The sequence below is a fragment of the Alcaligenes sp. DN25 genome, from assembly GCF_023674485.1.
Classification (GTDB): Bacteria; Pseudomonadota; Gammaproteobacteria; order Burkholderiales; family Burkholderiaceae_B; genus Alcaligenes; species Alcaligenes phenolicus.
The window spans coordinates 43,199-63,590 of the sequence record NZ_CP098408.1; the positions used below are offsets into that span (position 1 = coordinate 43,199).

A 20,392-nucleotide genomic window follows, 5' to 3' on the forward strand; every position below is an offset into this window, starting at 1 on the left:
ACGAGGAGACACAAGCGTGGAACGACGAGCAATGCTGAAACTGACCGGCCTGGCCGGCATTGTGGCCAGTGGCATGGCCCCTGCGGTCGTCAAGGCGCAAGAGAATTTGCGCTGGCGACTGGCATCGAGCTTTCCCAAGCACCTGGATACGATTTATGGCGGTGGGGAAGTCTTTGCGCAGAAAGTGCGCGAGCTTAGCGATGGCAAGTTCAATATCTCCGTGCATGCGGGTGGGGAGTTGATGCCGGCCATGGGTGTAGTCGATGCGCTGGAACAGAACTCGGTGGAAGCGGCTCACACGGCGCCCTACTATTTCTTTGGGAAGAATGAGGCGTTTGCCTTGAGCTGTGCCATTCCGTTTGGCATGAACTCTCGCCAGCTGACGGCCTGGATGTATCACGGCAATGGCTTGAAGCTGACACGTGATTTTTATGCTAACTACAACATCGTCAACTTCCCCTGTGGCAACAGCGGTGTGCAGATGGGTGGCTGGTTTCGCAAGCAGATCAATACCCCGGAAGACATACGGGGCCTGAAGATTCGGATTGGTGGATTGCCCGGTAAAGTCATCGAGAAGCTGGGTGGCATTCCGCAAAACATCGCCGGTGGCGAGGTGTACCAGGCGCTGGAAAAAGGCGTTATTGATGCCGCCGAGTGGGTGGGGCCGTATGACGATTTGCGACTGGGCTTTCACAAGGTCGCGCCCTATTACTATTACCCAGGCTGGTGGGAGGGTTCAGTAGGGCTGGATCTGCTGGTCAACAAGAAAGCGTATGACGGCTTGTCGCAGCACTACAAAGATATTGTCTCGGCAGCCAGCACGTATGCGCATCTGGATATGCAGGCCAAATACGATGCCCGTAACCCAGGTGCCCTGAAAGAACTGGTCGGTCAGGGAGCCAAAGTCTTGCCTTTCTCCAAGGAAGTGCTGGATGCCTCATTCAAGGCGAGTGAGGAACTGTATGCCGAACTGAATGCAAGCAATCCGCAATGGCGTACGATTTATGCGGATTACCGTGCGTTCCAAAAGGATGAGCTGCTGTGGTTCCGCTTCGCGGAAGCACGCTTTGATCAGTACATGCAGACCGTGTCTTTATGAATGAGTGGTAGGAGTAGCCGGACCTCGAGGCCGCTTTCTGTTATGGAAAGCGGCTTTTTTTTGTGTCTGGGAGCAGGTGGTTTCAACCCCACTATTTAGCGGAATACATGCCCAGGCCATGATTTTTTTATATAAATGTATAGATTAACGTCCGTACAAATAAACCGACAGACTGCGTCGGTGTTTTCCCTTAAATTCAGGCGTATTCCCCTGTGGGCGCTGGTTATAAGGTCATTATCAATCCATATTTCCATAGACAAGTATCGGCTCCTTATTATATTGTTCGTATCAAACAACAATTATGTCCGGTCAATTAATAGGAGCAGGTCCATGAAAAACGGGATACGGGGTGTACTGGCAGCAGCAGGGATGGTGGCCGCGCTGGGCGCGCAGGCTCAAACGCTCAAGCTGGGTGTGGTAGGAGGCATGACAGGTCCAGGCGCGCCCTGGGGGCTGGCTATTGATGGTGGCGTGAAAATCGCCGTGGATGAAATCAATCAGGCCGGTGGCCTGGAAGTGGGCGACAAGAAGTACAAGGTTGAAGTGCTGACTTACGACGACCACTACAAGGCAGCAGATGCAGTAACCGCCACCAACCGTCTGATCGATCAGGATGAAGTGAAATACATTATCGGTCCTATTGGCTCGGCCTCGGTCATGGCCATGAAGCCGATTACCGAGCGCAACAAGGTCATCATGCTGTCCAACAGCTACTCGACCGAAGTGCTGGATGCGAACACGCAATACATGTTCCGCGTGCTGCCTACGCAGTACGAATACAACCGTCAGCTGATTGGCTGGTTGAAGCAGGAGCGCCCCGAGCTGAAGCGTCTGGCGATCCTGTCGCCTAACGATGCGACCGGCTGGAGCACGCAAAAGATCCAGACCGCTGCCTATAAGGACGCCGGTTACGACGTGGCTGAAACCAAGTTCTTCGAGCGCTCGCAAAACGACTTCCGCACCTTGCTGACCAGCATTCTGGCCAAGAACGTGGACTTCATCGAACTGGACACCGTGCCACCCGGCCCGGCCGGTATTGTGATACGTCAGGCACGTGAAATGGGCTTCAAGGGCCAGTTCACCAAGTTTGGCGGCAATAACGTGGCTGAAACCGTGAAGTCTGCCGGTGCGGACAATGCGGAAGGAACCTTGGTGTATTTGTCTGCCGATCCGTCCAGCGAGCCCTACCAGAAGCTGAGCCAGGCTTACGCCAAGGTCCACAGCAACAGCATGGATGACTTCGTTTTCTACTTCTACGATGCCACCCGCCTGCTGTTCAAGGCCATTAACGAAGCTGGCACCGTGGACGATACCGATGCCGTGCGTGCCCGCATTGAAGCCAATAGCAGCTTTGACGGTATTCAAGGCGCGATTGTGTGGGGCGGAAAGGATGTCTATGGCGTGAACCACCAGATCGCCACCCCGGCCTACCTGGGTGTGATCGAGGGCGGCAAGGCCAAGGTCATCAACAAGTTCGACGCCCGCTAATTACCGGTTTTGTTTCAGTACGCACTCCGCCACGGCGGTGGAGTGCACCTTGATACGGTTAGCAATTATGCAGATCGCAATGCAAATCGCCATCATCGCCCTGATGTCCACGTTCGTGTACGCCCTGGTTGCCCTGGGTTTCACGCTGGTGTTTGGCATCTTGCGGGTGGTGAACTTCGCTCACGGCGAGTTCTACATGCTGGGCGCTTACGCCATGTATGTGTTTTATGGTCAGTTTGGCTGGCCCTACCTGCCCTCTATCGCGGCCGCTGCCGTGCTGGTGGGATTTCTGGGCTTACTGGCTGAACGCGGCCTGTTCCGTCGCTTTGTCGGCGACGAGATGGGCGGCATGATCATGTCCCTGGCTTTGGCGATTACCTTGCAGGCGGGGATCTCGCTGCTGTTCTCGGTGGACGAGCAATCGGTACGCCGTCCGGTGGAAGGTGCATGGCAAATTGGCCAAGCCTTTTTCGCCAAGGATCAATTGCTGATCGTAGGCATGAGTGTGCTGGCGCTGGCCGCCTTCTATTTTCTGATCGAGCGCACCCGTATCGGCATGACGATACGTGCGGTGGCGCAGGATCGGGAAGTGGCACGTCTGCAAGGCGTCAGTTCCTGGAAGATCATGGCCTTCACCTTTGCCTTGAGCTGCGGCCTGGCCGGTTTGTCGGGTGCCCTGATGGCGCCGGTCTACACCGTGCACCCCTATATGGGCGAAGCCGTGGTGGTGAAAGCCTTCATTATTGTGGTTCTGGGTGGTCTGGGCAGCTTGCCCGGTGCGGTGGTTGCCGCCCTGATTCTGAGTGTTACCGAGGCCGTGGCGTCAACCTTCTATAACGCGACCGTGGCCACCATGCTGTCCTTCCTGATCGTGATGGCCGTGTTGCTGGTCAAACCCAGCGGTTTGATGGGGAAATCGTCATGAGCGCGATCAAAACTGCTTCTTTCTATCCGCGTGATGGCGCCCTGCAATGGGTCTGGCATGCCGTCGTGGTCGCGGTGCTGCTGGGCTGGCCCGTGTGGGCCGGACAGCCTCGCTTTGCCCTGCATCTGGCCATCATGGTGTCGCTGTACGCCTGCCTGGCCATGAGCATGAATCTGGTTTTGCGCATCGGCCAGCTCTCGCTGGCGCATGGTGCCTTGTTCGGGCTGGGGGCGTATGCCTCGGCCATTTTGAGTCGAGATTATGGCTGGTCCTTTCCAGCCGCGTTTTTGGGCGCCGGAGTGCTGACGGCAGCATTAGCTGTGATCACCGGCCCTATTTTTATGCGTATCAAGGGTGTGCATTTCGCACTCTTGACCTTCGCCCTTGGCGAAGCCGTGGTGCTGTGCTTTATCGAGTTCCACGAACTGTTTGGCGGCAATAACGGCTTTGGCCAGATTCCGGCCCTGCAAGCCAGCTTGCCGATTCCTGAAGGGCGTTACGGCGTTTATCTGGTGACGGTCAGCTTTGCCTTGGTGGTGTATTTCGTGCTGCGGGCCTTGTACCGCCGCGAATGGGGCATGGTGGCGGACTCCCTGCATCAGAACGAGCAGTTGGTGCGCTCCGGTGGTTTGAATGTGCTGCGCTTTCGGGTCAGTGTGTTTGTCCTTAGCGCCCTGATTGCCGGCTGGACAGGCAGCTTGTATGCCCACTACCAAGGCTATATCTCGCCTGATTCCTTCGGTTTCTGGACAGCGGTGAATGCCGTCATCATGAATGTGCTGGGTGGTGTGGGTGCCCTGGCTGGTGCCGTGGTGGGGGCCGCAATCCTGATCCCCCTGCCCGAGTTGCTGCGCGACTTGCAGCAGTATCAGCGCCTGATCTATGGCCTGACTTTGATTTTGCTGCTCTTGTTCATGCCGCAAGGTTTGGCGGGTCTGTGGCGTAAGTGGCGCGGCGCGCGCAAGGAGGCAGCATGAGCGTGCAATTGAATGTTCAGGGTCTTAGCCGACATTTTGGTGGGATCCGCGCGGTGGACGAGGTGTCCTTCAGCACGGCTCCCGGTCAGATTACCGGCGTGATCGGCCCCAACGGCGCCGGTAAAACCACGCTGTTCAATCTGATTGCCGGTACGACCAAGCCCAGCGCGGGTGCTGTCACCATGGATGGTGCCGCGATTACGGGTCGCCCGGCCGCGTCCTTGGCGCGCCAGGGTCTGGTGCGTACCTTCCAGATGACGCATGTATTTGCAGGCCACACGGTATTTGAAAACCTGTATCGCGCGGCTCTGTTCCGTCAGTTTCCTTCGCCCTGGTCGTTGTTCAACCCTTGGGGTGTGCGTCGTGGCCGCGAAGAGGCCGCGCGACAGGCAGAACAAGCCTTGGCCTTGATTGGCCTGGAGTCTGTAGCCGATGAGCAGGCCGATTCGCTGGCCTATGGCTTACAGAAGATTTTGGGTGTGGGTATGGCCCTGACAGCCATGCCCCGCCTTCTTTTAATGGATGAGCCCGCTGCTGGCCTGAACCCGGTGGAAACCGTGGCTATGGCCGACCTGATTGAACGCATCCACGCCAGTGGCATTGATGTGGTGGTGGTCGAGCACGATATGGGGCTGGTGATGCGCCTGTGCCAAAAGCTGGTGGTGCTGGTTAACGGTCGTTTGCTGGCCGAAGGCCCGACCGCACAAGTGCGTCAGGACCCGCGGGTGATTGAAGCCTATCTGGGTGCGGATCTGGACAAGGAACCTGGTCTGGAGCCAGCCGTGGAGGTCCGCGCTGCGCAAAACGGGACGGGACATTCGGCTTCGGTCTCTACGACTGGTCAGGGAGCTGCCAAGGTCAGCAAGCCTGCGCCCATGCTGGAAATCAAGGACTTGAGCGTGTCCTATGGCGCAGTACGGGCCTTGGACAAGGTCAGTTTTGCGGTGGAAGAAGCCAGTGTGTGCGCCGTGATCGGAGCCAATGGAGCGGGTAAATCGACCCTGATGAAAGCCATTAGCGGTCTGGTGCCGGTTGCTGGGGGAGAAATCCTGTTGGAAGGCCAGCCTATCCAGAACTTGAGCGCAGAACGCCGTGTGAATCTGGGTATTGCCCTGTCTCCTGAAGGCCGTCGCCTGTTCCCGGAACTGACGGTACGCGAGAACCTCTTGATGGGGGCCTATCTGCGTCGCGATCAGGTCGACATTACGGTGGATCTGGAACGTATTTATGGCTACTTCCCGCGTCTGCTGGAGCGCGAGCAAAGCCAGGGTCGCCACCTCTCGGGTGGCGAGCAGCAAATGTGTGCGATTGGCCGTGCCCTGATGTCCCGGCCCCGCCTGCTCTTGCTGGATGAACCCTCCCTGGGTCTGGCCCCCGCAGTCACCTTGGAAGTGGCCCGTGCAATTCGTCAGATCAGCCAGGACGGCACCACGATTGTGCTGGTGGAGCAGAACGCTCGCCTGGCGCTGAAGTTGTCGAATCACGCCGTTGTGCTGGAAACCGGGCGCTTGAGTCTGGCGGGCGACAGCAAAGACATCATGAATAACCCACAAATTGCAGCAGCCTATCTGGGCCACGCCGCAGAGGCTTCGCATCATGCCTAATATTTACCAGGTCGCCATGTTCAATGCCGAGCGCTACCCCGACAAGGTAGCGGTTTCGGACGAGCGCCAGGCCTTGTCCTTTGCTCAGTTCTGCGCCCGTGCGCGCGCCTTGTCGGCTTATTTGAAAGGGTTGGGCGTACAGCCGGGGGATCGGGTAGCCATCATGACGCCCAATTCCATCGACTATCTGGCCTTGCTGCATGCCACGGCCGTAGGCGGTTTTTCTCTGGTGCCAGTGAACACCCGTTACGGTGCTGCTGAATTGCGCTACTTGCTGGACGATGCCCAGCCCACGGTGTGCATTGTGGACCCGGCCTACCGTCCCTTGCGCGAGCAGATCGAGTCCGAAGGTGGTTTGAACAGTGCCGTGCAGTGGCTGGAGCATTTGCCTGAGGCCTTGCCCGATCACCGTGCGGATGATCCGGTGCAGCACCGCTTTGGCCGTGTGGGGGATGAGGATGTGGCCATCATCATGTACACCTCGGGTACGACCTCGGCCCCCAAGGGAGCCATGCTGACACACGGCAATTTGTCGGCCAATGCGGTGAACTACATCATGGAGCTGGGCATTGATGCCAACAGCCGCTCCTTGCTGGCGACGCCCTTGTTTCACATTGGCGGCTTCGGGGTGGTGAATGGCCCCATTCTGTATGCCGGTGGCAGCTTGCATGTGGTTCCGCGTTTCGAGGCCGATGCGGTCATGGACGCGTTGCGTTTGTACCAGCCTACGCATGTGTTTTTGTTGTCGGCCATGTGGGTGGGCTTGACCGATCACCCTGAGTTTAAAGAGCTGTCCCTGCCCGGTGCCCAGTTTGTGCAAACTGCGGCTGCGCCTTTGGGCCAGTGGCGTCAGGACTTGATCCGAACCGTGTTTCCCAATGCTGAATTCAGCTGGGGCTTTGGCATGACGGAAAGCTGTGTCACCACCATCAAGAATCGCTACACGCAGGAGATTCTGGAGCATCCCGGTTCCATCGGCTACCTGTGGCGGCATGTGCAGTACCGCTTGGTTGATGCAGACGGCAAGGTGCTGCCCGATCAGCGCGGGCCGGGCGAAATGCAGGTGCGTGGCCCGACCGTGTTCAAAGGCTATTGGCGACAGCCCGAGCTGACTGCCCAGGTGCTGGATGCCGATGGCTGGCTGCACACGGGCGATTTGATTCGGGTGGACGATGAAGGCTTTGCCTATTTCATGGGCCGCAGCAAAGATATGATCAAGACAGGTGGCGAGAACGTGGCCGCGCTGGAAGTGGAAAACTGTCTGGCCAGCCACACCGATGTGCGCGAGGCCGCCGCCTTTGGCCTGCCCCACGAGTATTGGGGCGAAGAGCTGGTTGCCGCGATTGTGCCCGCTAATGGCCGTGAGCCGGATGTGGAAGTGCTGCGCGAGTTTTGTCGGGAAAAACTGTCCGGCTTTAAAGTACCCAAACGCATCTTTATTGTGGATTCCCTGCCCCAGTCCTCTTCGGGCAAAGTGCAGAAGTTCCTTCTTCGACAAAGGTATGTCTGATGCTGACTTCTTTATCTCTGTTTGACCCTGCCGTGCTGGCTGCCTGGGCCAAGCGCGCCCGCGCCGATGATTTTGTACGGCAGCACAGTGTGCTGGCCGATGTTTGCGTGGCGCTGCGCAATACCGACACCGGCGAGCATAGTTGGCTGGCCGTGTCAGAACAGGATGTGCAGGCGGGCACAGGCCCGCGTGAGGTGCCGTTCTGGCTGGAAGGCGATAGTGCTGCCTTTGCGGATCTGGCCCAGGGCTTTCCATTTAACCGCTTGGTGCGTCAGCACCGTCTGGTTGTGGGAGGCGATTTGCGCGCCTGCGTGCAGAACTGGATGTTGTTGTACGCCCTGACCCGTCTGACGGGCGAGCTGGAGGTCTGAGCATGCCTTATGTGACAACTGCGGATGGTATCCGCGCCTATTACGATCTGGCCGGTTCCGGTCCGGCCTTGGTGATGGTGCACGGCGCCAGTCAGGACAGCCTGTCCTGGCAATATGTGCTGGACCACTTTGCGCCCTTTTACACGGTGTATGCGCTGGATTTACCCGGTCACGGCAAGAGCGGCATGCCATTGGGTGGCCCTCATACTGTCACCCCGCAAAATGCTCAGTATTTGCTGCAGTTTCTGGATGCGGCAGGTATCCAGAATCCGGTCTTGATGGGGCACTCCATGGGCGGGGGTGTTGTCGCCCAGGCCGCTGCCATGGCGCCCGAGCGTATTCGTGGCCTGGTGCTGGTCGATGGCGCTTCGGTGAACGTAGTGAAATCCTCCGGCTATAACCCGCGTATTCTGGAGATGGCGCGTATCAATCCGGGCGACTGGTTTGAAGTGACCTTTCGCACCTTGATGGGCACCCTGTCCGACCCGGCCCGTGCGCTGGAAGTGGTGACGGATGCCCGTCGTTGCATTCCGGCGGTGGCCTTTGCGGATATCTGCGCTTTTGGTGGTTTTCGCATGGAACAGATTCTGGACGATATCCGCTGCCCGGTGGTGATCGTGGAAGGCAGCGAGGACTGGTCCGTGCCGCCAGAGTCCGCCAGAGAGGTCGAACGCTTGCTGCGAGAAGGCAAAGTTCCGGTGGAATATATAGAATGGCCGGGCATCGGGCATTTTCCCCAAAGTGAATGTCCTGAGCAGTTCACCCGCGACACCCTGGCTGCGATGCGCCGCCTGTCTCTTTAAGCTGAAAACCGTATGGCAAACACCGAATCCCAGTCCAGCGCCAAGCCAACCCTGTATCAGAACATGAGCGATCGCTTGTTGGAGCTGATCCGTTCGGGCTATTACCCCGTCGGCTCCAAGCTGCCCACCGAGATGGAGCTTTGCGAGATGTACGGGGTCGGTCGGCACACGGCGCGTGAAGCCATACGCAAGCTGACCGATCTGGGTTTGATCGAGCGGCGTCGCCGTGCCGGTACCACCGTGATACGCCAGCATCCCAAGCCGCAGTTTGGTCTGGCGCTGGATACCACGGACCAGTTGCAGCGCTATCTGGAATTTACCGATTTGCACGTGCATAAAAAGGCGGTTTGTGTGGATAAGCAGCCACCTGAAACCGCGCTGGACGGTGAGCCGGCAGATTGGGTGAAGGTGGAAACCTACCGTAGTGTGCCGGGCAGCAAGCGCGGCATTTCCTGGACAGATATTTATCTGCGCAAGGAATACCAGGCGGTGGCTGACCGGATTTCCACCCAGCCCGGTGGTGTGTATCCGCTGTTGGAGGAGCACTGTGGCGAAGTGGTGGAAACCATCGAGATGGAAATCTCCGCCTCGCGCTTTCCCCCGCATGTTGCCCGCTTTCTGGGCTACGAGGACTCCGACCCGGCGCTGCTGATTATCCGTACCTTCCGCAATCTGGCGGGCAAGGTCATGGAAGTGGCGGTCAGCTTTTACCCACCTTATGAATTCCGCTACGTCACGCGCCTGTCGCGCAGTGATGGGAGCCATCGCTCGCAGAGCTGATTTTTCCGAACCTTTGGGGAGACATTCATGAAACGCAAATATGGCCGCAGTGTGACGGTCAAGGTGACGGGCGACCATGCGCTGGTGCGCTTTGATCGCGGCGTGAACCGCAATGCTATTGATCAGGACACCTTGCTGGCCTTGACGCAGGTGGCGCAGGATCTGGCCTTGTCGCTGGAGATTCACACCGTGGTGCTGACCGGGGCCAAGGATATTTTCTCGGCCGGGATTGATCTGAAAGATCCGCAAAAGTGGAACGACGAGCAGGCAGGCTTGCTGGAACGACGTGATGTGGCCCAGCGTGGTGCACGCTTGTGTCGCCTGTGGGAGGAACTGCCTCAGTTGACGATTGCCGCCATTGAAGGCGCCGCCGTCGGTGGTTCGGTTGCTCTGGCGCTGGCGTGTGATTGGCGTGTGGCATCGCAGTCATCCTTTTTGTATCTACCTGAAGCCAAGGTGGGCCTGAACATGGGCTGGGGCGCCATTCCACGCATGGTGAACATGCTGGGTGCCGCTCGCACCAAACGTGCCATCTTGCTGGCCGAACGCTTCGGTGCTGAACAGGCGCTGGACTGGGGCCTGCTGGATGAGGTCTGCGAGCCTGGTCAGGCCGTGGCGGTGGCACAGTCTTTGGCCAAGCGGGCTTCGGAGTCGCCTGCGGCGATTATCCGCATGACCAAGGAGTCGGTGAATCAGGTCGCCAATGCCATGAACCGTCTGGGCATTTATATGGATGCCGATCAGGCGCTGGTGTGTCGCGACAGTGTAGAAGGAGCCCAGGCGCGTGCGGGTTTTTTGTCCGCTGGTCGAGCCTAGATAAAACGGCTCTGCTTGGGGGCGGTCAGCGGACCGGCGACCAGGGCGGGAGAAGGTATTTTGTCGGACCGCGCTTGAGTGCGCTGCGGGCGCATCGCTTTTGATGTCGCAGAGGTCTGAACAATAAGTCCCACACCCAGCTTGGCTTGCAACCCAGAAGTTGGAGACTGCTCCAACCTTTGGGGGGGCATGACTACGTATGATGAGCAACATAAGCTGGACGTGGCCCAGCCCGAGCCTTGGTGAGACAGCCCTTTGCCTTGTTTTGATGCCAAACAGGTCACGACGGCCTGTGGGGCGGCACAATCTGCGTGGCGTTACTGTGCGCAAATAGTGTGTTACGTGCCCCTATCCGCGTTTGCGGACAAGGGGCTATCTACATCGAGGTATCAGGCGGTTTGACGCTCTTGTGCCAGTCGTCCCATCCCTTGCGGAAATAAATCCAGGCCAGCTGTCGCCACCAGATCCCAGAAGCCAGCAGGCGAGCTGGACACGACAGTGACGCCCAGTTTGTCCTCGACCTGACGTACGGCTTCCAGCGATACCAGGCCTCCGCAAGACAGCAGCAAACCTTGTGCCTGACCGGGGGCCTGCTCTTGGGCGATGTCCCACGTCTTCAGACACAGGTCTACCAGCTCCTGCGTGCTGATTTTCGACATGGCCGTGACGTCGTTAACGCCTAGTCCATAAGCGCAGACGGCCTGGATCTGGTTCTGGCCCAGAAATCGGACCAGGCGCTGGTTTACGTCATCAATATAGGACGAGGCCACCGCTACCCGTTCGATGCCGCTGACACGCAGACCGCGCAAGATGGCATGGCTCATGGTGGAGCATGGCAAGCCGGTGGATTCATGCAGGCGGGCCACCAGTTCTTCGTTAAAGTCCGAGCCACGGTAAAAGCTCAGCGATGTTCCCATCAAGGACACGGCCTGGGCGCCACGGGCAGCCAGTTTCTGGGCTGCTTCCACCACCTGGTCAATAACCTGGTCATAGCCTTCCTTGTCCACCGAACTGAGCGCCAGACCTTGGGCGATGAAATCGATTTCCGGGTACATTTCCGGACCTTCCGGAGGCACCAGACCGGCGGCTGGCGGCACGATCAGGCCAAGTACGGGGCGCTGGGCGCCAGAGTTGTCAGTCGTCATAACAGTAGCTGCTTGTTTCATTGTTTAAAGTCGAGTTGGGCGGTCTTGATGACATTGGCCCAGCGTTCTGTTTCTTCACCCAGCCATTTTTCGGTGGCCTGGGCATCTTGATAACCGGCTACCGAACCTTGGGCCAGAAAGGCATCCTGTACTTGCTTTTGCTGCATGCTGTTTTCCAAGGCCTTGCTGACGGTGGCGATCAAGGCCGGGTCCACGTTTTGTGGGGCCAGCATGAACAGTGACGGTGTCACGCTATAGCCAGGAATGGTTTCCGAGACGCTGGGCAGATCGGGCATGCCGGGGAAGCGGCGCTCGGACAAGGTGGCCAGCAGACGAATGCGGCCGGAGTTGGCCAGGCCAATCGAGGAAGCCAGGCTGGCAAAGGACATGGACACTTCACCGGAGGCCAGAGCCTGACTGGCGGGAGCGCCACCGCGGTAAGGAACGTGCACCAGTTCGGTTTTGGTCTGCAAGGCGAACAGTTCACCACCCAGATGGTGCACCGAGCCTACGCCCACCGAGGCGAAGGTTTCTGTTTGAGGGGGCGCCTTGCGGATGGCCTCGATCAATTCGGCCACGGTTTTGACAGGGCTGTCGCCCGGAACGGCCAGCGCCAGATCAGACTGGCCCACCATACCGATAGGGGCGAAGTCACGCTGCAAGTCGTAGCGCAGCGCCGGGTAAATATATGGGGCGACCAGCAAGGAGGTATCGGCAAACAGCAGCGTGTTGCCATCGGCCTGGGATTTGGATACGTAGTCGGCAGAAATGGTGCCGCCTGCGCCGGATTTGTTTTCCACAATTACGGTGCGGTCCAGCTCCTTGCTTAGCGCCTGAGCGGTGACGCGGGCCAGGGTGTCGACCCCGCCGCCGGGGGCAAAACCCACGACCAGGCGAATGGGTTCGGCAGCGTGTAAAGCGGCCACAGGGCTTAATGTCAGGGCGAGCGCAGCCAGCGCACGCCGTGTGAAACGGCTTGCAAACATGAGAAAGTCTCCTCGGTATGAGTGGTAGTTTTTTTAGCTAATTATTAATTCAGTGCCGCATATAAAACCCGGCTAAAGGGTTGAGCTGGGCGTTTAGCCAGCTATAGCGCTCGCGCTTGTCGAACTCCCATTTCTCGGGATGGGCTTGGGCGACACGACGCAGGGATTCGGCCCCGGACAGCACATGGCTGGCCGCTGCCTGCATGGCGCTGGGGCCGTCACGTTGGGCCAGGGCCTGGGTCAGTGCCTGATGTTCATGCCAGGACTGCTCCATGCGGTTTTCCTGATCCAGATGGCGGTGGCGGTAAGGGTTGGTCAGACGGCGCAGATGTTCAATTTGCTGCACCATGAAGGTATTGCCGGCAATGCTGTGAATCAGGGCGTGCAATTCGGCGTTGTACGTGGCGTAGTCAGCCAGGCTTTTGTCCTGCAGGGCCTTGGCACCGCGCTTTTGCAAACGCTCCAGTTCGCGAATCTGGGCATTGCTGATGCGGTAGGCCGCCAGTTGCGTACAGGCACCTTCCAGCAAGGCCAGGGTTTCCAGCATTTCTTCCAGTTCTTCAATGGTGTGCTGGGTGACAAAAATCCCGGCGCGCGGGGCGATGCGCACTTGCCCGGTGGCCGCCAGTTGCAGCAAGGCTTCGCGCACCGGGGTGCGTGATACCCGGAAAAACGTGCACAGCAAGGATTCATCAATGGCGCTGCCCGGCGGCAGATCACCGCTGGCAATGCGGTGCTCCAGTTCGATTCGTACCCGGTCGGTATTGCTAAGCGTCATGTCTGTCTCCCAAGCCTTTTCCTGTTTTTTAGGCTTAAATGATTCTAGGGAGGGGTTTTTGATATATCAATTAAGGCTTATCCGAGGGTAAAGAAAGTTTTGCCCCGTTTTGATTCGGGAAAATTTCACGGATAATCATTTTTTGCCCCCCCCCCTCTGCCCCTGTTCGGTCATAGGGGAAAGCACGCTATTTTTCGGATAAAAAAACCATGAGCGAAGAACGGAAACCGCTGGATGCGTTGGCCAGCGGCGCCATGCTGGTCCTGTGCCTGATCTGGAGCTTTCAGCAGATTTTGCTCAAGGCCACGGCCAATGACATGGCGCCTATTTTTCAGATCGGTTTGCGCTCGGGTGTGGCCTGTGTGCTGGTGGCTTTGCTGGTTCTGGTGCGCACGCACAAGCTTGCCTTCACCGAAGGGGCCTGGAAGCCGGGGCTGATGGCCGGTTTGCTGTTTGCGCTGGAGTATTTGCTGCTGGGTGAGAGCCTGCGTTTTACCTCCGCAGCGCACGTGGTGGTGTTTTTATATACCGCGCCCGTGTTTGCGGCTTTGGGCCTGCATATTCTCTTGCCGTCCGAGCGTCTGGCCCGCTTGCAATGGGTAGGGATCGGGCTGGCGGTGGCGGGTATCGCCATTACCTTTTTGGGCCCGGCCAGCATGGACGGGGCTGATCTGGGACGCATGTTGATCGGGGACTTGATGGCCTTGGCTGCCGGAGCCTTGTGGGGCTTTACCACCGTACTGATCCGCAGCACGCGCCTGTCTGCTGTGCCGCCTTCGGAAGCCTTGCTGTATCAGCTATTCAGCGCTTTTGTGATTTTGATGGTGGCCGCTGTCGTGACCGGGCAAACCGATATTAATTGGTCCGGCTTGCTGGGCGCCAGCCTGGTGTTCCAGTCTGTGGTGGTGGCGTTCTTGAGTTTTCTGGTCTGGTTCTGGTTGCTGCGTAATTATCAGGCGTCGCGCCTGGGGGTGTTTTCCTTCGCAACCCCTTTGTTCGGTGTTTTATTCGGCGCTTTCCTGCTGGGCGAGGCCATAGAACCCCGTTTTGTGATGGGCGCTTTACTGGTGTTGATGGGCATTACCCTGGTCAGTGCCTATAGCTGGATCAGTCAACTGCGACGTCGCAGAGCCTGATTGAAGCAGCGAAATGATGCGAACGGTCTCAAGGCGCAATGCGTTGTCGCAAGCTGCTCTTTAACCATCGGCAAAACTGGCGGGCCTCACTTTGCTGTGGTGATTGTGCGTTGACATAGGCCATGTAGCTTGCGCCCGTGGCCACCTGGCCAGGGCCGAATTCTCGCAGGACGCCATCGCGTAGATGATCCATCACCAGTAAACGCGGCACAACCAGAAATCCGGAACCGGCAATGGCCCCGGCAATCGCGAAAAACAGGTGATCGTAGGTGGCGCTCATCAGTAGCCGCGAAGGCTCAATACCCTGATCCAAAGCCCATAAACCCAACATGTCCGGTCGTGAGCGCGCGGTCACCATAGGCCAGTGTTCCCAGGCCTGCCCGCTGTGCTGCTGGATCAAGGCAGGTGCTGCCACGCATACCAGCTCTTCGCGTATGAGCTCCCAGCTTTCGCTGTCGGGCAGGCTCAAGTCACGGCTGATCAACACATCAAACTCTTCATTAGGACGGGGTGGCGACAGATTGGTGATCAGATCAATTTGCATATGGTGCTGGGCGGTGAACTGGCCAAGCATGGGCACCAGCACCGTCATTGAAAAGCTGGGCATGGAGGTGCGGACTCGCAGCCTTTCGTGCTGATCCTGTTGATGGGTGATTTGCTGAATGGCCATCTCCAGGGTAGCCATGGCATCTTTGACCGTGTCATACAGCTGCAGGCCGGCTGCCGTCAGCTCAATATAGGGGCCGCGCCGAATGAACAGAGCCTGTTTGCTGACTTTTTCCAAGGTGGCGATATGTCGGCTAACTGCGCTTTGGGTGATCCCCAGGCTTTGGGCCGCTCGGGTGAAATTGCCTTGTCGGCCCACCGCGACAAATACGCGCAAGGGAACCAGAGGAACATTCTCAAGCATGATTAAAACTCATGATAGGGTCACGGTTAGCAGGGGGTGGAAGTAGGGTGTAACAGAACGGTCATCTAAGATAAATACCATGATTTTCATGCAATTTTATTGAAATTACAGGAAATAATCATGCAAAACCGTTTCCCTTATCTATCCGCTTTGCTCATGCTTTCCTGCTTGGGTACGGGGGCTGCCAAGGCGGATGAAGTGGTGTTGTACTCCTCCAATAACATCGATGTGGTGAACACGGTGATCGAGCAGTTCCGTCAGGTTCACCCCGAGATATCGGTGTCCGTGGTGCGGGCTGGTTCCGGTGCCTTGATGCAGCGTATCAAGGCCGAAGCAGAGCAACCCTTGGGCGATTTGTTCTGGTCCGGTGGGTTTTCCACCTTGTCGCAGTATGCCGAGTACCTGGCGCCCTATTCGTCGCCCGAGGCCAGTGCTGTAGGTGCCCAGTATCAGGGAGCTGAGCAACGTTGGTTGGGTACCAATACCCATGTCACGGTGTTGATGCTTAACGAGCGGCAGTTGGGCAAACTCAAGGCGCCTGACAGCTGGGCGGATCTGGCTGATCCGGCCTGGAAGGGCAAGATCGTGATTCCAGATCCGGAGCGCAGCAGCTCTTCTTATGTTGCCTTGTATGGCCTGCAGGATTTGATGGGCCAGGAGGTGTTTGAGAAGGTTGTGCGCAATGCAGTGGTGGTCGGAACCACCTCCGGTGCCTACGAGGGCGTTGCCAATGGCGAGTTCGCGGTTGCGGTAACGATGGAATATGCCGCCTATCAATATGTGGCCGGTGGTCTGGATACGATTGACCTGGTCTACCCCAAAGAGGGCACTTTCTTGTCGCCGGAAGGCATGGCCTTGATCAAGGGCGGGCGTAACCCCGAATCCGCTCGCAATCTGTATGACTTCCTTGCCTCCCGCCCTGCGCAGGAAGAGGTGTTCAAAAGCGCGTTCCGTCGCCCTTTGCGCAGCGATATTGCCGTCAATACGCTGACAAGCTTGCCTGCCATGGATCAGATCCGTGTGCATGCGCTGGATGATGATCGTATGGGTGCGGATCGTGAAGACTTCCTGGCACGTTGGCGTGCACTGGTTTCCCAACGCTAGGCGGGACTGGTATGCAGATACATCTATCAGGTATTGAGCAAAGCTACGGCTCGCAAACTTTGTTTCACGGCTTGGATCTGGACATCCCCAGTGGCTCCTTGTTTACCCTGCTGGGGCCATCGGGTTGTGGCAAGACGACCTTGCTGCGCATGCTGGCCGGGTTTGTGCGCCCTGATCATGGCAAGGTGCTGTTCGGCCAAACAGACATGACGCGAGTGCCTGTGCACAAACGCAATGTGGGCATGGTGTTTCAGGATTACGCGCTGTTTCCGGATCGCAGCGTGCTGGATAACGTCAGCTACGGTTTGCTGGCGCGTGGCCAGTCTCGCTCCCAGGCTCGTGTCCCCGCGTTGGAAATGCTGGCGCGCGTGGGCTTGAAGGACAAGGCAGATGCTTTGCCGTCGGCCTTGTCCGGTGGGCAGCGACAGCGAGTGGCCATGGCACGCGCTTTGGTGATCAAGCCCGATCTGCTCTTGCTGGATGAGCCCTTGTCTGCCCTGGATGCAAAGCTGCGCACCGATCTGCGCGAGATGCTGCGGGACCTGCAGCAGGAAGCCGGCATTACTACCGTGTTTGTGACGCATGATCAGGAAGAAGCGCTGAGCGTGTCTGATTACATTGCCGTCATGGATCGGGGCTGCGTCCGCCAGGTCGGGACGTCCGAGCAGATCTACCGCTGCCCTGACAACAGCTTTGTGGCTGATTTTGTGGGAGGGGCCAATCTGATCGAGCTGCAGGAGGAGCTCGGCCAGGCTGCAGATGGCTGCCGCCGGTTCCGTACGGCGGGGGGCATTGTGCGTATTCAGTCTGTCGGACGTTTTACCGAGCGGACGATGTTGGCCTTGCGGCCTGAAACTCTGAGTGTGGATGCTGTGCGCCCGCTGGGCGAGGGTGACATTGCGGCGCGGATTGAGAGCGTGGATTACCGGGGTCCCAGCACGGCTTATCAATTGCGCACGGAGTTCGGTTTCCTGAGGGCAGTGGTCTGGAATACCGGTGTCAGTCAGAGTTGGGCCCGGGGCGATGCGGTGGTATTGCGCGTTCCCGAATCGGCTCTCTTGGTGGAGCGCACATGATGCTGGGTTCTTTGCGACGCGATCCAGCCTGGCTGATGCTGGCCCTGGGTGCAGTGGCTTTGCTGGGCTACTTTTTGCTATGGCCAGTCCTGTCCATGCTGACCAGCTCCCTGTTCAACAAGGATGGTCAGTTTGGTTTGCACGGCTACGTGCAGTTTTTCTCCGAGCCTGCTTATCGGGAGAGTTTGTTCAACACCTTGTGGCTGGGTGGGGCCGTAACCGTGTTTAGCCTGGTGCTGGGCGCTGGTTTGGCTCTGGCTGCGGCTCGTTTTTCCTTCCCCTTGGCTACTTGCCTGGGCGTCTTGCCTTTGCTGACCTTGGTCATTCCGGACGTGGTGGTTGCAGCAGCCTGGATTGTGGTGCTGGGTAAACAAGGCGTGCTCAATAGCGTGCTGGCTCCTTTGGGCCTGGAGCTGCCTTCTTTGTATTCGTGGTGGGGTCTGGTGTTTGTGATGACCTTGAACAACTACGTGTACGCCTATGTCGCTGTGCTGGTAGGGTTGAAGTCCATGGACCGCAACCTGGAAGAGGCGGGGCTTAGTCTGGGTAGCTCCCCGGCTCGCACCTTGCGCACGGTGACCTTTCCTTTGATGATGCCGGCTTTATGCGGTGCAGCGGTGCTGGTCTTCATGCACGTTATTGGGGATTTTGGCGTTCCGGCCATTTTGGGAGCCCGTACCCCCGTGCTGGCGGTCAAGACTTATAACGAATTTGTCAGCGAAATGGGCGGTAACCCGCAAATGCAGACCACCATGGCTTCTTTGCTGGTGTTTCTGGGTTTGGCCTTGCTGCTGATTCAAAAGTGGGTTGTAGCCCGACGCACCTACCAGATGGAGTCTGGACGAGCTCCGGAGCGCGTGCCCTTGCGTGCCTGGCAGGCCGCTGTGTGCGCCTCTTTGGTATCGATCCTGATTTTGCTGTCAGTGCTACCCGTGATGGTGGTGATTGTTACCGCATTTACGCCCTCTATTGGACCGGTGCTGAAGTATGGCGGCTTTACCTTGAGCCATATGCAGCAAGCTTTGGTGCAGGCACCCGGGCCTTTGTACAACTCCTTGTTGCTGGGCGCCGCAGCGACCAGTGCCGGTGCCGTATTTTCCATCGTGGCCGCCTATCTGATCGTAAAGCGTCCTTCCGGTCTGAGTACAGGTCTGGATGTGCTGGTCATGTTGCCCTTGACGATTGCGGGCACCGTATTGGGCATTGCCTTGATCAATGTGTTTAACAGTGGCTGGCTGGTGCTGACCGGCAGTTGGGTCATTATGGCGCTGGCTTACTTTTTACGCCGGGTGCCCACCAGTGTGCGTGCAGCCATGGGACCTTTACATAACTTGCGTAGCTCCATCGAAGAGGCTTCCATCAGCCTGGGCGTAGCGCCGATGCCAACCTTTGCGAAGGTCGTTTTGCCGGTGGTATGGCCTGCCGTGATTGCCGCCACGGTGTTGATGTGGATCACGACCCTGTCGGAATTATCCGCCACGGTGGTTCTGTATTTTGGCGGGATGAGCACCCTGCCTATCGAGGTTTTTCAATTGGTGGACAGTGGGCGTTTGGCACAGGCCAGTGCATATAGCCTGGTGCTGTTGATGGCGATCTTTTTGCCGTTGCTGCTGACCCGTTTCATTTTCAAAGTAAAAGTAGGATGGACACAATGAGCTCTGTGCAATGTCAGGAAGAGATCGCGCTAGCCCAGCGCGTGTTGGGAGCCAAGGCATCGGCCACCAAAGAGATGACGCGTCTGGCCAATCAAATGCGGCAACAGGGGCAGTCTGTGATTACCCTCAGTCAAGGCGAGCCGGACTTTGCGACCCCCGAGCATGTGCGTCAGGCGGCTAAAGAAGCAATTGATCGTAATGAGTCCCGCTATACCGAGGTCGCTGGCACCCTGGCCCTGCGTGAGGCCGTAGTGCGCAAGTTCGAGCGTGACAATGGCCTGCACTTCAGCCCCGATCAGATCCAGGTGGGTTGCGGGGCCAAGCAAGCCTTGTATAACGCCTTGCAGGCCACCGTGCAGGACGGGGATGAGGTCATCATCCCTACCCCTGCCTGGGTGTCTTACCCTGAAATGGTCTTGTTGGCAGGTGGCCAGCCGGTCATTGTGCGTTGCAGTGCCCAAGCCGGTTTCAAGCTGCAAGCCGACCAGCTTGAACGTGCCATCACCCCCCGTACCAAATGGCTGATGCTCAATTCTCCCTCCAATCCCAGTGGTGCCGTGTATTCACGGCAGGAACTGGAAGCGCTGGAGCAAGTGCTGTTGCGCCACCCACATGTCTGGGTGATGGCCGATGATGTATACGAAAAAATTCGCTATAGCGATGAACCCTTCGCAACGCCTGCTGCCTTGTCTCCATACATGGCGGCGCGCACCTTGACCATCAATGGTGTCTCCAAGGCCTATGCAATGACCGGCTGGCGGGTGGGGTTCGCCGCCGGTCCGCTGCCTCTGATCAAGGCCATGAATCTGGTGCAGTCGCAAGCGACGTCCCATACCAGCTCCATCAGCCAGGCAGCGGCCGTGGCCGCATTGGATGGCCCCATGGATTTTCTGCCCGAGTTTGTGGAAGCGTTCCGCCGTCGCCGTGACAAGGTGGTAGCCGCGCTCAATGCCATGCCGGGCATTGAATGCGATCTTCCCATGGGCGCGTTTTACGTGTTTCCCAGTTGTCAGGGCGTATTGGGTTTGCGAGACCCTTCCGGTCAGTTGATCAGTACCGACAAGGACCTGTGCATGTACTTCCTGCGCAGTGCAGGGGTGGCTGTGGTACCAGGGTCGGCATTTGAACTACCCGGTCACTTCCGGGTGTCTTATGCCTCCAGCGATCAGGAGCTGGAGGAGGCGATGAGCCGCATTGCCCAGGCCATTGCTCGACTGAGCTGATCCCCT

Annotated in this window: 19 protein-coding genes; 15 read left to right on the forward strand and 4 right to left on the reverse strand. The window is 58.1% G+C overall.

Features of this window, described 5'->3' with window-relative positions:
* Positions 1-16 precede the first annotated feature (16 nt).
* The 10 genes from NBV64_RS00175 (at position 17) to NBV64_RS00220 (ending at position 10,373) form a co-directional block, all read left to right on the forward strand.
* On the forward strand, positions 17-1,099 hold the full coding sequence (locus NBV64_RS00175; protein ID WP_172401126.1) for a TRAP transporter substrate-binding protein: 1,083 nt from the start codon (positions 17-19) through the stop codon (positions 1,097-1,099).
* Between the two features lie 330 nt (positions 1,100-1,429).
* Entirely contained in the window at positions 1,430-2,587 is a 1,158-nt protein-coding gene (locus NBV64_RS00180) for an ABC transporter substrate-binding protein (RefSeq protein ID WP_009461449.1), read from the forward strand.
* Between the two features lie 79 nt (positions 2,588-2,666).
* Positions 2,667-3,512 (forward strand): branched-chain amino acid ABC transporter permease, encoded by an 846-nt coding sequence (locus NBV64_RS00185; RefSeq protein WP_021447158.1) that lies wholly within the window; start codon positions 2,667-2,669, stop codon positions 3,510-3,512.
* Entirely contained in the window at positions 3,509-4,489 is a 981-nt protein-coding gene (locus tag NBV64_RS00190; protein WP_021447157.1) for a branched-chain amino acid ABC transporter permease, read from the forward strand. Before NBV64_RS00185 ends, NBV64_RS00190 begins: the two co-directional genes overlap by 4 nt.
* Positions 4,486-6,093, forward strand: a complete 1,608-nt coding sequence (locus tag NBV64_RS00195) for an ATP-binding cassette domain-containing protein (RefSeq protein ID WP_250756384.1) — start codon at positions 4,486-4,488, stop codon at positions 6,091-6,093. Before NBV64_RS00190 ends, NBV64_RS00195 begins: the two co-directional genes overlap by 4 nt.
* Positions 6,086-7,603: a class I adenylate-forming enzyme family protein gene (locus tag NBV64_RS00200; RefSeq protein WP_250756386.1), complete on the forward strand. Its 1,518-nt coding sequence runs from the start codon at positions 6,086-6,088 to the stop codon at positions 7,601-7,603. The genes NBV64_RS00195 and NBV64_RS00200 overlap by 8 nt, the downstream gene beginning before the upstream one ends.
* Positions 7,603-7,974, forward strand: a complete 372-nt coding sequence (locus tag NBV64_RS00205; protein WP_021447155.1) for a hypothetical protein — start codon at positions 7,603-7,605, stop codon at positions 7,972-7,974. Before NBV64_RS00200 ends, NBV64_RS00205 begins: the two co-directional genes overlap by 1 nt.
* 2 nt (positions 7,975-7,976) lie before the next feature.
* The gene (locus tag NBV64_RS00210) at positions 7,977-8,777 is read left to right on the forward strand and encodes an alpha/beta fold hydrolase (RefSeq protein ID WP_115634699.1); all 801 of its coding nucleotides are present in this window, start codon (positions 7,977-7,979) and stop codon (positions 8,775-8,777) included.
* 12 nt (positions 8,778-8,789) lie between these two features.
* Positions 8,790-9,557: a GntR family transcriptional regulator gene (locus tag NBV64_RS00215; protein WP_250756387.1), complete on the forward strand. Its 768-nt coding sequence runs from the start codon at positions 8,790-8,792 to the stop codon at positions 9,555-9,557.
* 27 nt (positions 9,558-9,584) lie between these two features.
* Entirely contained in the window at positions 9,585-10,373 is a 789-nt protein-coding gene (locus NBV64_RS00220) for an enoyl-CoA hydratase/isomerase family protein (protein WP_021447154.1), read from the forward strand.
* A gap of 389 nt (positions 10,374-10,762) precedes the next feature.
* On the opposite strand, the gene NBV64_RS00225 is transcribed toward NBV64_RS00220, so the two are convergent.
* The 3 genes from NBV64_RS00225 to NBV64_RS00235 are packed head-to-tail and all read right to left on the reverse strand — an operon-like array spanning position 10,763 to position 13,282.
* Positions 10,763-11,518 (reverse strand): arylmalonate decarboxylase, encoded by a 756-nt coding sequence (locus NBV64_RS00225; RefSeq protein ID WP_009461470.1) that lies wholly within the window; start codon positions 11,516-11,518, stop codon positions 10,763-10,765.
* A gap of 17 nt (positions 11,519-11,535) precedes the next feature.
* Positions 11,536-12,504, reverse strand: a complete 969-nt coding sequence (locus tag NBV64_RS00230; RefSeq protein ID WP_009461472.1) for a Bug family tripartite tricarboxylate transporter substrate binding protein — start codon at positions 12,502-12,504, stop codon at positions 11,536-11,538.
* Positions 12,505-12,553: 49 nt separating this feature from the next.
* A complete protein-coding gene (locus NBV64_RS00235; RefSeq protein WP_009461474.1) occupies positions 12,554-13,282 on the reverse strand; it encodes a GntR family transcriptional regulator in 729 nt (242 codons plus the stop codon).
* A 209-nt stretch (positions 13,283-13,491) separates the two neighbouring features.
* Between NBV64_RS00235 and NBV64_RS00240 the strand changes: the two genes are divergently transcribed.
* Positions 13,492-14,418: a DMT family transporter gene (locus NBV64_RS00240; RefSeq protein WP_250756388.1), complete on the forward strand. Its 927-nt coding sequence runs from the start codon at positions 13,492-13,494 to the stop codon at positions 14,416-14,418.
* 28 nt (positions 14,419-14,446) lie between these two features.
* Here NBV64_RS00240 and NBV64_RS00245 read toward each other — a convergent pair whose 3' ends face one another.
* A complete protein-coding gene (locus NBV64_RS00245) occupies positions 14,447-15,328 on the reverse strand; it encodes a LysR family transcriptional regulator (protein WP_009461478.1) in 882 nt (293 codons plus the stop codon).
* Between the two features lie 120 nt (positions 15,329-15,448).
* Between NBV64_RS00245 and NBV64_RS00250 the strand changes: the two genes are divergently transcribed.
* The 4 genes from NBV64_RS00250 to NBV64_RS00265 are packed head-to-tail and all read left to right on the forward strand — an operon-like array spanning position 15,449 to position 20,386.
* Complete coding sequence (locus tag NBV64_RS00250) at positions 15,449-16,432, forward strand: ABC transporter substrate-binding protein (RefSeq protein ID WP_250756389.1); 984 nt, start codon at positions 15,449-15,451, stop codon at positions 16,430-16,432.
* Positions 16,433-16,443: 11 nt separating this feature from the next.
* Positions 16,444-17,508 carry an ABC transporter ATP-binding protein gene (locus NBV64_RS00255; RefSeq protein ID WP_250756391.1) on the forward strand — a complete coding sequence of 355 codons (1,065 nt, stop codon included), beginning with the start codon at positions 16,444-16,446 and terminating at the stop codon, positions 17,506-17,508.
* Positions 17,505-19,163 (forward strand): ABC transporter permease, encoded by a 1,659-nt coding sequence (locus tag NBV64_RS00260; RefSeq protein ID WP_021447150.1) that lies wholly within the window; start codon positions 17,505-17,507, stop codon positions 19,161-19,163. Before NBV64_RS00255 ends, NBV64_RS00260 begins: the two co-directional genes overlap by 4 nt.
* Positions 19,160-20,386, forward strand: a complete 1,227-nt coding sequence (locus NBV64_RS00265; protein WP_239054942.1) for a pyridoxal phosphate-dependent aminotransferase — start codon at positions 19,160-19,162, stop codon at positions 20,384-20,386. Before NBV64_RS00260 ends, NBV64_RS00265 begins: the two co-directional genes overlap by 4 nt.
* The last annotated feature ends 6 nt before the right edge of the window (positions 20,387-20,392 follow it).